Annotated in this window: 14 protein-coding genes and 1 other RNA gene; 11 read left to right on the forward strand and 4 right to left on the reverse strand. The window is 61.8% G+C overall.

Features of this window, described 5'->3' with window-relative positions; all coding sequences use genetic code 11:
* Positions 1-145: 145 nt before the first annotated feature.
* Positions 146-871, forward strand: a complete 726-nt coding sequence (locus tag EPN80_RS04820) for an amino acid ABC transporter ATP-binding protein (protein ID WP_047215013.1) — start codon at positions 146-148, stop codon at positions 869-871.
* A gap of 57 nt (positions 872-928) precedes the next feature.
* On the opposite strand, the gene EPN80_RS04825 is transcribed toward EPN80_RS04820, so the two are convergent.
* Positions 929-1,759, reverse strand: coding sequence for a class II glutamine amidotransferase (locus tag EPN80_RS04825; RefSeq protein ID WP_293024389.1), 831 nt, complete (start codon positions 1,757-1,759; stop codon positions 929-931).
* Positions 1,760-1,929: 170 nt separating this feature from the next.
* Here EPN80_RS04825 and pyrC point away from each other — a divergent pair, with 170 nt between their 5' ends.
* The 3 genes from pyrC to rnpB all read left to right on the forward strand — a co-directional run bounded on the left by pyrC (position 1,930) and on the right by rnpB (position 4,215).
* Positions 1,930-2,967, forward strand: coding sequence for a dihydroorotase (gene pyrC / locus EPN80_RS04830; protein ID WP_293024391.1), 1,038 nt, complete (start codon positions 1,930-1,932; stop codon positions 2,965-2,967).
* Positions 2,964-3,794: a DUF3025 domain-containing protein gene (locus EPN80_RS04835; RefSeq protein ID WP_293024393.1), complete on the forward strand. Its 831-nt coding sequence runs from the start codon at positions 2,964-2,966 to the stop codon at positions 3,792-3,794. The genes pyrC and EPN80_RS04835 overlap by 4 nt, the downstream gene beginning before the upstream one ends.
* An 11-nt stretch (positions 3,795-3,805) precedes the next feature.
* Positions 3,806-4,215: RNase P RNA component class A (rnpB, locus tag EPN80_RS04840), an RNA gene on the forward strand.
* A 23-nt stretch (positions 4,216-4,238) separates the two neighbouring features.
* Here rnpB and EPN80_RS04845 read toward each other — a convergent pair.
* A complete protein-coding gene (locus EPN80_RS04845; RefSeq protein WP_047215010.1) occupies positions 4,239-4,661 on the reverse strand; it encodes an OsmC family protein in 423 nt (140 codons plus the stop codon).
* 602 nt (positions 4,662-5,263) lie between these two features.
* On the opposite strand from EPN80_RS04845, the gene rplM reads away from it, so the two are divergent.
* From rplM to erpA, 3 genes are all read left to right on the forward strand, one after another.
* On the forward strand, positions 5,264-5,692 hold the full coding sequence (gene rplM / locus EPN80_RS04850) for a 50S ribosomal protein L13 (RefSeq protein WP_047215009.1): 429 nt from the start codon (positions 5,264-5,266) through the stop codon (positions 5,690-5,692).
* Between the two features lie 10 nt (positions 5,693-5,702).
* Complete coding sequence (gene rpsI, locus EPN80_RS04855) at positions 5,703-6,095, forward strand: 30S ribosomal protein S9 (RefSeq protein WP_293024397.1); 393 nt, start codon at positions 5,703-5,705, stop codon at positions 6,093-6,095.
* 179 nt (positions 6,096-6,274) lie between these two features.
* Positions 6,275-6,640, forward strand: coding sequence for an iron-sulfur cluster insertion protein ErpA (erpA, locus tag EPN80_RS04860; RefSeq protein WP_047215007.1), 366 nt, complete (start codon positions 6,275-6,277; stop codon positions 6,638-6,640).
* A 73-nt stretch (positions 6,641-6,713) separates the two neighbouring features.
* On the opposite strand, the gene EPN80_RS04865 is transcribed toward erpA, so the two are convergent.
* Together EPN80_RS04865 and EPN80_RS04870 are read right to left on the reverse strand one after the other, a co-directional pair.
* On the reverse strand, positions 6,714-7,892 hold the full coding sequence (locus EPN80_RS04865) for an anhydro-N-acetylmuramic acid kinase (RefSeq protein ID WP_293024401.1): 1,179 nt from the start codon (positions 7,890-7,892) through the stop codon (positions 6,714-6,716).
* Between the two features lie 2 nt (positions 7,893-7,894).
* Positions 7,895-9,265: a M23 family metallopeptidase gene (locus EPN80_RS04870; protein WP_293024403.1), complete on the reverse strand. Its 1,371-nt coding sequence runs from the start codon at positions 9,263-9,265 to the stop codon at positions 7,895-7,897.
* Between the two features lie 142 nt (positions 9,266-9,407).
* On the opposite strand from EPN80_RS04870, the gene tyrS reads away from it, so the two are divergent.
* The 4 genes from tyrS to EPN80_RS04890 all read left to right on the forward strand — a co-directional run bounded on the left by tyrS (position 9,408) and on the right by EPN80_RS04890 (position 12,699).
* Positions 9,408-10,661, forward strand: coding sequence for a tyrosine--tRNA ligase (tyrS, locus tag EPN80_RS04875; RefSeq protein ID WP_293024405.1), 1,254 nt, complete (start codon positions 9,408-9,410; stop codon positions 10,659-10,661).
* A complete protein-coding gene (gene dtd, locus EPN80_RS04880) occupies positions 10,658-11,116 on the forward strand; it encodes a D-aminoacyl-tRNA deacylase (protein WP_293024407.1) in 459 nt (152 codons plus the stop codon). Before tyrS ends, dtd begins: the two co-directional genes overlap by 4 nt.
* A 193-nt stretch (positions 11,117-11,309) precedes the next feature.
* Positions 11,310-11,936 carry a YbhB/YbcL family Raf kinase inhibitor-like protein gene (locus EPN80_RS04885; RefSeq protein ID WP_293024409.1) on the forward strand — a complete coding sequence of 209 codons (627 nt, stop codon included), beginning with the start codon at positions 11,310-11,312 and terminating at the stop codon, positions 11,934-11,936.
* A gap of 67 nt (positions 11,937-12,003) precedes the next feature.
* Positions 12,004-12,699, forward strand: coding sequence for a histidine phosphatase family protein (locus tag EPN80_RS04890; protein WP_293024411.1), 696 nt, complete (start codon positions 12,004-12,006; stop codon positions 12,697-12,699).
* Positions 12,700-12,731 lie beyond the last annotated feature (32 nt).

Here is a 12,731-nt window from a genome sequence, read left to right on the forward strand (position 1 = left end):
GCGATCCGAGCCGTTCGTGTGTGCCACGGGCCGACAGATATGCCGCCCTCAGCCTGCATGCGGGCACAGGCGGCGTATCATGCCGGGATCGTCCGGACCGGCGGGATACGCGGCGGACGAGAAGTCTTCAACAAAGGATTGTGAAATGATTTCACTCAAGAACGTCTCGAAGTGGTACGGTCAGTTTCAGGTGCTGACCGATTGCACCACTGAAGTGAAAAAAGGCGAGGTGGTCGTGGTGTGCGGGCCGTCGGGGTCGGGCAAATCGACCTTGATCAAAACCGTCAACGGTCTGGAGCCGTTTCAGCAAGGGGAAATCATCGTCGACGGCATTTCCGTGGGCGCGCCCAAGACGAACCTGGCCAAGCTGCGCTCGCGCGTGGGCATGGTTTTCCAGCATTTCGAGCTGTTCCCGCATCTGTCGATCACCGAGAACCTGACGCTCGCGCAAATCAAGGTGCTGGGGCGCAGCAAGGACGAGGCGATGGAGAAGGGCATGAAGCTCCTCGACCGGGTCGGGCTCAAGGCGCACGCGGGCAAATATCCGGGGCAACTGTCGGGTGGCCAGCAGCAGCGCGTGGCGATTGCGCGCGCATTATGCATGGAGCCGATTGCGATGCTGTTCGACGAGCCGACCTCGGCGCTCGATCCGGAAATGATCAACGAGGTTCTCGATGTGATGGTGGAGCTGGCCAGGGAAGGGATGACGATGATGGTCGTCACGCACGAGATGGGCTTTGCCAGGAAGGTCGCGCACCGCGTAATTTTCATGGATCACGGCGCAATCGTCGAAGATGACCGCAAGGAAGATTTCTTCGCCAACCCGAAGTCGGACCGGGCCAAGGATTTCCTTGCCAAGATCCTGCACTGAGCTGGACGTGAGCGAACGTCAAAGCGCGCCGCGGCGCGCTTTTTTATTTTGGAAGGTCTAGAGGCAGGCGGCGTTTTGCGCGTTTTTCAGCCGGACCTCGTCGGGTATCGGCACCACGGTTTTCAGCGTGGGCTGACCGGCCTCGAACAGGATCAGTTCGCCGGGGGCAAAGCCGGTCCAGGTTTCATTGTCGGTCAGAGGCGCGGTGGCGATGACCGACACGCGGTCGGCCTCGGTCGTGTACTGAGCGAAATCGATGGTCATGTCGGAGTCGATCAGGTGCGCGGCCTGAAAGGGCCATTGGCGCACGATATAGTGCAGGCGGGTCGAGCAATGGGCAAACAGGGCCTGACCGTTCGACAGCATGTAGTTGAAGACGCCGTGCCGGGTAATGGAGCGCGTGATCTCCTCGAGCGTATGGAATAACTCGTTGAGCGGCGGCTGCGAGCCGGGAAATCGCTTGCGCAGGCCCTGCATGATGTCGCAAAAGGCCAGCTCGCTGTCGGTGGTGCCGACCGGCTGATAGACGCCGCTCAGGAAGGGCTGGTAGTCCTTCAGATCACCGTTGTGAGCGAAGATCCAGTGCCGGCCCCACAGCTCACGCTGGAACGGATGGCAATTCTCCAGCTCGATGCGGCCTTGCGTTGCCTTGCGGATATGGGCGATGACGTTTTTCGATTTGATCGGGTAGCTTTTGACCAGCTCCGCGATGGGCGACGTCGCGGCTGACTGATGATCGATAAACAGGCGGCATGCCTTGTCTTCGAAAAAGGCAATGCCCCAGCCATCGGCATGGTGATCGGTGACGCCTCCGCGCGCGGCGAAGCCGGTAAACGAAAACGTGATGTCGGTTGGGGTGGCGCAGTTCATCCCCAGCAATTGGCACATGTGCTGACCCGGTAGGCGAATCCCGGCTGTGTCGCCCCTGCTGCCGCGGCAATGATGCGGCGGCGCCAACAGCCGTTACAATAAAAGGCTGTTCAAGCATAGCACTCACGTTCCTCGCCGTACATGGCGCCGGCCGCCGCCGGCGGCAGCCGGCCTCACTGGTACCGATCATGACCCAGCTTACTCTCACGCGGCCCGACGACTGGCATTTGCACGTGCGCGACGGCGCCACGCTGCGCAGCGTGCTGCCCGACAGCGCCCGTCAATTCGCCCGCGCCATTATCATGCCCAACCTCAAGCCGCCGGTGACGACCACGGCCCAGGCGCAGGCATACCGGGAGCGCATCCTGGCGGCGCTGCCCGCCGGCTGCGCTTTCGAGCCGCTGATGACGCTGTATCTGACCGACAATACGCCGCCGGACGAAATCAGGCGCGCGCGGGACTCGGGCATCGTGCATGGCGTGAAGCTCTACCCGGCCGGAGCGACCACCAACTCCGACGCCGGCGTCACCGATCTGGGCAAATGCGCCAGGACGCTGGAGGCCATGCAGGAAGTCGGCGTGCCGCTGCTGATGCATGGCGAGGTCACCGACTCGGCGATCGATATTTTCGATCGCGAGAAAGTGTTTATCGATCAGGTGATGTTGCCGTTGCGGCGCCGGTTTCCGGCACTCAAGGTGGTTTTCGAGCACATCACCACGCGCGACGCCGCTGACTACGTGCGGCAAGCCGAGGGGCCGATCGCCGCGACCATCACCGCTCATCACCTGCTCTACAACCGCAATGCCATCTTCACCGGCGGTATCCGCCCGCATTATTATTGCCTGCCGGTGCTCAAGCGCGAGGCGCACCGCCAGGCATTGGTGTCGGCGGCGACCTCCGGCAGTCCGCGTTTTTTCCTCGGCACGGACAGCGCTCCGCATCCGCGCGGCCTGAAAGAGCATGCCTGCGGCTGCGCCGGATGCTACACCGCGCTGCACGCCATCGAGCTTTACGCCGAGGCGTTCGAGGCGGCCGGCGCGCTGGACAAGCTCGAAGGCTTTGCCAGTTTTCACGGGCCTGATTTCTATGGGTTGCCGCGCAATACGGACAAAATCGTGCTGGTCCGCGAACCATGGACGTTACCTGCGGAGTTGCCGCTGGGCGACGGTGCGACGGTCGTCCCGCTGCGAGGTGGCGAAGTTCTGCCGTGGAAGTTGCGGGCTTGACGTCTTTGCCCGATCAGACGGATGTCGGTGCCGTGCTGGCTGCCATCGACTGGGCTCGCCCCTGGTTTTCCACCACCGCGACGCTCGGGCGATATGCCGCCGGCGCCAGCGATTGGCGTGCGGCGCTTGATCTCGAGGCTGGTCGCCGCAGCCTGTGCAACGCGGCCGGCAAACCGATCCGATTCGTGCCGCAGGCGAGCTTGCCGGCCGGATGCGCTTATGAGGCGCACATCCACGCGAGCGGTGAAGTGCCCACGCGAATCAACCCGCATGACTTTTTCAACGCTCTGATTTGGTTGGCTTTTCCGCGCATCAAGGCATGCCTGAATGCCCGTCAGGCAGCGGAGATCGCGCGCGCCGGCATCGGCGCCGAGCGCGGGCGGGCCCGCGATGCTGCAACGCTCTTCGACGAGAATGCCGTGTTGTTTGCCTGTAGCGATATGACGATGGCCGACACATTGGGACGCTTCGATTGGCACGACCTGATGCTTGGCCGGCGCGCCGACTGGGGGCAATGCTGCGAGGCGCTGGTTTTCGGCCACGCGTTATTGGAAAAGCTGGTGTGGCCCTATAAATCGATTACCGCGCATGCCTGGGTGGTGCCGGTCGACGGCGAGTTCTTTTCACTCGCACCGGCAGAGCGGATCAGCGAGCTCGACCGACGGGTGGCGGCGAGCCTGCGAGACTCGCCGTTGCACAGCGCAATGTTCGCTCCGCTTCCCGTGCTGGGGATTCCCGGCTGGTGGCCGGCCAACGAGGATGCCAGTTTCTACGCCGATACGTCGGTGTTCCGCACCGGCCGGCGCCGCACCGTCGCTGCGTGCTAGACTACGCCCGCAGAGTCGGCCAGACAGTCGCCGCTTTCTTCGGAAAGGGGAGGAAAGTCCGGACTCCACAGAGCAGGGTGATGGCTAACGGCCATCCGTGGCGACACGCGGAACAGGGCCACAGAAAACAAACCGCCGATGGCCGCCCGGCGCAAGCCGGCGGCTCAGGTAAGGGTGAAACGGTGCGGTAAGAGCGCACCGCGGCGTGCGGCAACGCACACGGCACGGTAACCTCCACCCGGAGCAATTCCAAATAGGCAAGCGCGTCCCGCATGGCTTCGTGCGATGCGGGACACAACGGGGCTCACGTGAGCTTGCGGGTAGGAAGCTTGAGCGGCGCAGCAATGCGCCGCCTAGAGGAATGACTGTCAACCGCGCTTCGGCGCGGGCACAGAATCCGGCTTATCGGCCGGCTCTGCCACTTTAAGCTCGCGCGACGCGGACTCAGGCGTCGACGATATCGAACCCGTGAGTCAATTCGGCCGTCTTGCTCAGCATGATCGAAGCTGAGCAGTATTTGTCGTGGGACAGCTTGATCGCTCGTTCGACCGTCGCCGGATTCAGATTCCGGCCCGTGACGGTAAATTGAAAATGGATCTTGGTAAATACCTTGGGATCCTCGCTCGCGCGCTCCGCCTTGAGCACCACGCTGCAGCCATGAACCTCCTGGCGGCTCTTCTTCAGAATCAGGACGACGTCGTAGGCGGTGCAGCCGCCCGTACCCAGCAGCACCATTTCCATCGGACGCGGGGCCAGGTTATGCCCGCCGCCCTCCGGCGCGCCATCCATCGCGACGATATGGCCGCTGCCGGTTTCGGCCACGAATCCCATGCCGTCCTGCCCCAGCCAACTTACCTTGCATTCCATTGCTTGCTCCGATTTTGCTGCTTAAATGAAAATTGTACAGACGATTCGTGATGTCGGTCGGACGTGCCTTGGTCCGTGTCAGAGCAACGATCAGCGACTATTATGCTGCGATGCAATAGGGGCTGATATCCGCATATTCCCTGCGAGATCCACCAACACGGTTAGAGTAATGGCTCTAAAGCCAAATGGACGATTCTGGAGTGAATAGCTAATTCATTGAATAAATTGACGAAATCGTTGGAACTGGCGGGAATTTCACAATATGGTCTTGCATTTCGCAGTGTAAATTTCTTGCATTGCACAAACGATGTGCCTATAATGGTTTTCATGGATTGCAGCGGTAGTGCAATCAGCAGGTGTCTCCTCCACCCTCCTCCTTTGGTGGATTTAACCCGAACCCCTGGCGGTTCGGGTTTTTTTATGGCCGTTTCCAAAGCCCCAACGGAAATTGCAAGCCGCGCCCCATTTGTTTTCCTTGTCGCAGCAAATTTCTGTATAATCAACGGCTTTTCCGGAAATGCCCGCGGAAAAGAACTGGGAGAGCCTGCAGCAACCAATAAGCAGGAAGACAAAAGATTGGGCAGGTCAAATTTGGATCGATCATGAAGACGTTTTCCGCAAAGCCGCATGAGGTGAAGCGCGAATGGTACGTGATTGACGCGACGGACAAAGTCCTCGGCCGTGTCGCCAGCGAAGTGGCACGCCGTTTGCGCGGCAAGCATAAACCTGAATTCACCCCGCACGTTGATACCGGTGATTACATCATCATCGTCAACGCGGCGAAATTGAAAGTGACTGGCGCCAAGGTCACCGACAAGAAATACTATCGCCACTCCGGCTACCCGGGGGGTATTTACGAAACGACGTTCGGCAAGATGCAAGAGCGTTTCCCGGGCCGCGCGCTGGAAAAAGCGGTCAAGGGCATGCTGCCGAAAGGTCCGTTGGGCTATGCGATGATCAAGAAGCTGAAGGTTTACGCCGACGGCAATCATCCGCACGAAGCGCAACAACCGAAGTCGCTCGAGATCTAAGGGGCCAGCCATGATTGGAAATTGGAACTACGGCACCGGCCGCCGCAAAAGCGCCGTGGCCCGCGTCTTCATCAAGGCGGGCAAGGGCGACATCGTCGTCAACGGCAAGCCGATCAGCGAATACTTCGCTCGCGAAACCTCGCTGATGATCGTGCGCCAGCCGCTCGAACTGACCAACAACGGCACCACGTTCGACATCAAAGTCAACGTGTCCGGTGGTGGCGAGACCGGTCAAGCCGGCGCGGTGCGTCACGGCATCACCCGTGCGCTGATCGATTACGACGCGACGCTCAAGCCCACGCTGTCCGGCGCTGGTCTGGTGACCCGCGATGCGCGTGAAGTCGAGCGTAAGAAAGTCGGTCTGCACAAAGCACGCCGGCGCAAACAGTTCTCGAAGCGTTAATCGCGCGAGCGCTGGTTCGCCTGGAAAAAGCCGCCTTGTGCGGCTTTTTCTTTTCCCGGTGGAGCGGTGCGGCTGCCTGTTTGCCGCCGATCCCGATAATGCCTTGATTCTTTAGGGGTATCTGCACGATCTTCGAATCAGGCCTACAATAGGATCGAAACGTTTTTTGGAGAATGCTGATGAGTGCTCTGGCAGAGACCGCTGTAACCGACATGCCCGCTCCGCTGCTGTTCACTGACAGCGCGGCCGACAAGGTCAAACAGTTGATCGACGAAGAAGGTAACCCTGGACTGAAGCTGCGCGTGTTCGTGCAAGGCGGCGGCTGCTCAGGTTTCCAGTATGGCTTTACCTTTGACGAGGATATCAACGAAGACGACACCGTGATGGACAAGAACGGTGTGAAGTTGCTGATCGATTCGATGAGCTACCAATACCTGGTCGGCGCGGAAATCGATTACAAGGAAGATATCAACGGCGCACAGTTCGTTATCAAGAATCCGCAAGCTACGACGACATGCGGTTGCGGCTCGTCGTTTTCCGTCTGAAGTCGACTGTCGGCCTATCGAGAGGACCCCGCGGGGTCCTTTTTTCATGGGCGCCGAGTATCGAGGCGGCGCACTAGGCGGGGTAGATGGCGCCCAGCACGCGCGGGCCCGACGCGCCGGTGACCCGCGGCAAATTGCCGGGCTGCCGCTCGACGCAGCGCTGCGCCAGCCAGGCGAAAGCCAGCGCCTCGACCTGCTGGGGCGGAATACCGAGTGCGCCAGTCGTGTCGATCGCGCAAGGCGCAAGGTCTTGCCGCAACGCCGCCATCAGGCTGGTGTTGTGGGCGCCGCCGCCGCAAACAAAAAGAGTGCGGCAATCAGGTGCGTATCGCCGAGTCGCGTCAGCGATGCCGCGCACGGTCAGTGCGAGCAGGGTGGCTTGCACGTCGGCCGGTGCGACTGCCCCAAAAGCGGATAATTTGCCAGTCAACCAGGTTGCGTTGAACAAGTCGCGTCCGGTGCTCTTGGGCGGCGGTGCGACAAAATAAGGATCGGCCAGCAAGTCGGCGAGCAGTGACGGAGCGACCTTGCCGGTGGCGGCCCACTGACCGTTCGCATCGTAAGGGGTGCCGAGGTGCTGCATGGCCCAGCCGTCGAGCAATGCGTTGCCGGGGCCGCAGTCGAAGCCGATGGCGTGTCCTGCGGCGCTCGCGCTGGCCGCTGGCAGGATCGTCAGATTGCTGATGCCGCCGATGTTGCAGATAACCCGGGTCTCGCTGGGGCTGCCGAAGACCGACGCATGAAAAGCCGGCACCAGCGGAGCCCCCTGGCCGCCGGCGGCGACATCGCGGCTACGAAAGTCCGCGACGACGTCGATCCCGGTCAGTTCCGCCAGCAGCGCCGGCTGGTTGATCTGACGGGTGTAACCAATGCCGTCGAATTCCCCAGGTCGATGCCGGATCGTCTGGCCGTGCACCCCGATCGCCCGAATTTGTCCTGCGGTGAGTTGTGCTCGCTCGAGCAACTGGCGGCAGCACGCGGCGTATAGTTGCGCCAGTCGATTGGCGGCTAGCGCTTCTCGATGGATTTCGTTCGCGTCCGGTGCCTGTAGCGTCAGCAATTCAGCCCGCAGCGTCTGCGGAAACGGCACGTAGGCTTCGGCGCCGATCTGTTGCCGACCGGTACGGGCGTCGAATCGGACCAGGATGCCATCGACGCCGTCCAGGCTCGTGCCCGACATGAGTCCGATGTACCAGGGCCCGACGTCGGACGATACGGGCGGAGGGGCAGAAGACTCGTCGACGTTTGGCATGGTCAGCTGATTTGCGCGATGTGCACGGTGCGCATGAGATCGATGCGCTTGAGCAAATGCGTAGTGTACAGGTTGAACCGCTCCAGGCGCTTGCCATCCAGCGGCGGGGCGGCGGCGAACGACGTCGCGAACGGATTGAGCGGCTGCCCACGATAGCGCAACTCGTAATGAAGATGCGGCCCGGTAGCCCAACCGGTTTGCCCGACGAAGCCGATCACCGCGCCCTGGGCGACGCGCTGGCCGGCGCGCACACCGGGCGCGAATCCCGACAGATGAGCATAGCGCGTCGAATAGCCGCCGGCATGATTGATCATGACGATATTCCCGTAGCCGTTCTGTTGGCCGACGAAACTCACGGTGCCGTCGCCCGCGGCGAACACGCGCGTGCCGACCGGCGCGGCGAAGTCGACGCCGTTGTGTTGCCGCCAGTCCTGGAAAAGCGGGTGGTTGCGAGTGCCGAAACCGGACGTCAGGCGGGAAAACTCGACCGGGGTGCGCAAGAAGGCCTGCCTGAGGTGCTTGCCGTCGAAGGTATAGTAGGTGCCGTTCGATGCCTGGCCGGGCTCGGCATACCAGACGGTCTGATAGGTCTTGCCGCGATTGACGAACTCGACTGCCAGCACGCGTCCATATCGGACCGTACGGCCCTGCTGCTGGATGTTCTCGAATACCAGCCGGAAGCGGTCGCCGCGGCGCACGTCCTTGTGAAAATTCACGACTCCGGAGAAGATGCGCACCATTTGCGCCACGACGCTCTCGGGTACGCCGGCGTCGTCCATGGCGCGGAAAAAATTATCGTCGATGGTGCCTGAACGCATATCCCATTGCGTTTCGTTGGGCAGCACATTCACACTCGAACCCAGCCTGTTCTGCGCGTTACGGGAGATCTTTAGCTCGCGCGACTGCTCGGCGTCGAACGAGAGCATCGCCGTGAGCGAGAGCAACTTGCCCGCATCGTCGGTCACGGCGCTGATCAGCTGCTCCGACGGCAGGCGAAACAGCGCCCGAGCGTGGCGGTCCGCCTGGATGAACCGCTCGGCCTGTGGGTCGTTGATCGACAGGCGTTGCAGCAGGCCGTCGACGGTATCGCCCCGCTGCAGGCTGGCCTGGCTGACGAAGGTTTGCTCGTGCGCGTCGATCTGGCGGATCTGCGGTGTCAGGTCGGGGAAGGCGATGGGCATTTGTACGCGATCGCCGCGCAGGGCGGCGTCGGGCACCATCGGGGCGATGCCGAACGCGGTCACCATTCCCAAGGTCAACACCGACCCGACGACGCTGACGATCTGCCGCTTGCGGCGGCGATGCAGGTCGTGCGTTGGGTCGATCAGAATAAGCAGCTCGCGCGCAAAAAAATCACGGAGTTTTGGCCACATCACGTAAAATTCTGCGCAACTCAAGGAGAAAACGTTCGGTCGCGCACCTTGCGCGGCCCGAACTCGAGGTTCAGGCGGCATTGTAACAAGGGTCGCCGCCGGGACCGGTAAGGTAAATCCCAAATCAGTGCGGGCGATTTTTATGACGATTGAACACACACCGGCAAAACCTGCGGCCTACCGGGTGACCGACGCGACACGTGACGCATTGGCGGTGGCCAAGCGCGGGTGCGACGAATTGCTGGTCGAGGAAGAGTTTCTGCAAAAGCTGGCGCGCAGCGAAGCGACTGGCGTACCTTTGCGCATCAAGCTTGGCCTGGATCCGACCGCCCCGGACATTCATATCGGCCACACGGTCGTGCTCAACAAGATGCGGCAATTGCAGGATCTCGGCCACACCGTGATCTTCCTGATCGGGGATTTCACTTCGTTGATCGGCGACCCCTCCGGGCGCAACAGCACGCGCCCGCCGCTCACGCGCGAACAGATCGAGACCAACGCGAAAACCTACTTCGAGCAGGCTGCGCTGGTGCTCGATCGCAGCAAAACGGAAATCCGCTACAACAGCGAGTGGTCGATGGCGCTTGGCGCCGACGGCATGATCAAACTGGCGTCGCATTACACGATGGCGCGCATGCTCGAGCGCGAGGACTTCACCAAGCGCTTTCAAAGCGGCATTCCGATTGCCATTCACGAATTTCTGTATCCGCTGATGCAGGGTTACGATTCGGTCGCGCTCAAGGCCGATCTCGAACTGGGCGGCACCGATCAGAAATTCAATCTGCTGGTCGGCCGTGAGTTGCAGAAGCAGTACGGCCAGGAGCCGCAGTGCATTCTCACCATGCCGCTGCTCGAGGGGCTCGACGGCGTGGAGAAGATGTCCAAATCCAAGGGCAACTACATTGGTATCAGCGAGAAGCCGGCTGATATGTTCGGCAAATTGATGAGCATCTCCGATGAATTGATGTGGCGCTATTACGAGTTGCTGTCGTTCCGCCCCCTGGCTGAAATCGCGCAATTGCAGCGGGAGGTGGACCAGGGCCGCAATCCGCGCGACATCAAGGTTCTGCTGGCGCAGGAGATCGTGGCGCGCTTTCACTCGATCGCCGATGCCGAGCACGCGCTGGAAGACTTCAATCTGCGCGCGCGTGGCGGCGTGCCGGACGACATCCCCGAGGTGTCGCTCGGTGGCGCGCCGCTGGCCATTGGCCAGTTGCTCAAGCAGGCTGGACTGGCGCCGTCGACGTCCGAGGCGCTGCGCAATGTCGAGCAGGGCGGTGTGCGCATCGATGGCACCGTGGTGACCGACAAAGGCCTCAAAATCGATGCGGGGACCTACGTCGTGCAGGTCGGCAAGCGGCGTTTCGCGCGCGTGACGCTGACGCAGGGCGCATGATTGCACTGATACAGCGGGTATTGAAGGCCAAGGTCGACGTCGACGGGCGCACCGTCGGCGAAATCGGCCCCGGGCTGCTGGCGCTGGTCTGTGCCGAGCGCGGCGACACGCAGGCAGTGGCCGACAAATTGCTGAACAAATTGCTCGCCTATCGCGTATTCTCCGACGCACAGGGCAAGATGAATCTGAGCGTGCAGAATATCGACGGCGCCGGTCGGGCCGGCGGGCTTTTGCTGGTGCCCCAATTCACGCTCGCGGCCGATACCACCAGCGGCACGCGACCGAGTTTCACTCCCGCGGCAACGCCAGACGAGGGGCGGCGCTTGTTCGATTACTTCGTCGCGCAGGCATGCGCGCGCCATCCGGTCGTGCAAACGGGCGAATTCGGAGCGTATATGCAAGTCAGCCTGGTCAATGACGGGCCGGTCACGTTCTGGTTGCGCTCGGCCGGTTAGCTTCTCGCGCGGTTCCCGGACAATTCTCAAGAATTTCGTCACAATACGGGGTGTCCTGGATGAAGCCGGGCGCCCGACGCGTGCGTCGCGGCTTGTGTCCTGCCGCCATTTCCGTAGTTTGTCAGCGCTGATCGACCGCTCTTGCCGTTGCAGGGGCGTCGCGATTCTCCCTCTTTTCCCTTAGGAGATCCGTATGAAAATCTGGAGTGATTCATTTGCCGACAATGCCACGATTCCCGGCGAATTCGCATTCGGTGTCATTGACCCGGAACAGCACGTCAAACTATCGCAGAACAAGAACCCGCATCTGGCGTGGAACGATGTGCCGGACGGGGCCAAATCGTTCGTCGTGATTTGTCACGACGTCGACGTGCCCAGCAAGGGCGACGACGTCAACCAGGAGGGGCGCACGGTGCCAGCCGATTTGCCGCGCGTGGACTTCTTCCACTGGGTGCTGATCGACATTCCCGCCGACGTTCGCGAGATTGCCGCGACCAGCCACAGTCATGGCATCACGCCGCACGGCAAGTTCGGGCCTGAAGCGCTGCACAACATGAGGCACGGGATCAACGATTACACGGGGTGGTTCGCCAACGATCCGGACATGGCCGGCGATTACTACGGTTACGACGGCCCCTGCCCGCCGTGGAACGACACGCTGCTGCATCATTACGTGTTTACCGTGTACGCGCTGGATGTCGAGCGCTTGCCGGTCGAGGGGCGGTTCGACGGCGCGCAGGTGCGCCAGGCAATGGCTGGCCATGTGCTGGCCGAGGCTCACCTGACCGGCGTCTACACGCTCAACCCCAACCTGCTTTGACACTTATTGCCGCGTCACTCTCCCTGGCCTGCCGGGGCAAGCGGCGCGGCAACGACTTTCTGCCGTTATGCCAGCATCCACAACGTTGATTCTGATTCGCCATGGCGAGACCGCCTGGAATCGCGACAAGCGCATCCAGGGGCATCTCGATATTCCGTTGTCCGAAGTCGGGCTGGCACAGGCGGCCCGACTGGCACGCCGGTTTCAGCATGCGCGCACGGCCGGTGGGGGCCGCATCGACGTCCTGTACAGCAGCGACCTGTCGCGCGCCGCGCAGACCGCAGCGCCGCTGGGGGATGTGTGCGGCTTGCCAGTGGTGCAGACGAAACATCTGCGCGAGCGCTCCTACGGCGCGTTCGAGGGGCTGACAGCCGATGAAATTCATGCCGCGTATCCCGAGTCCTACGTGCGCTGGCAAAGCCGCGACATTCATTACGCGATGCCCGACGGCGAGTCGCTGAGTGGCTTCTATCGGCGCATCGTCGAAGGCGTGCAGCAACTGGTGGACCGCCACGTCGGCGCGCACATCGCCTGCGTGGCGCACGGCGGGGTGCTCGACTGTCTCTACCGCTGGGCCGCGGGCCTGCCGCTCGATGCACCGCGAACCTACCCGCTGCTCAATGCCAGTATCAACTGCATCGGAGTGGATGGCGCGATTCGTCGCGTCAGGCAATGGGGCGATATTGCCCACCTCGAGAGCGATGCCCGCGACGAGCTGGACGAGTGCGCGGTCGCCGACCGGGTCGATCCCCGCGTCGTTTGAGTATGGCGGGTTTACAATAGCGCCTCTTGCGG

Origin of the sequence: Pandoraea sp. (assembly GCF_004297875.1) — a bacterium.
Taxonomy (GTDB): domain Bacteria; phylum Pseudomonadota; class Gammaproteobacteria; order Burkholderiales; family Burkholderiaceae; genus Pandoraea.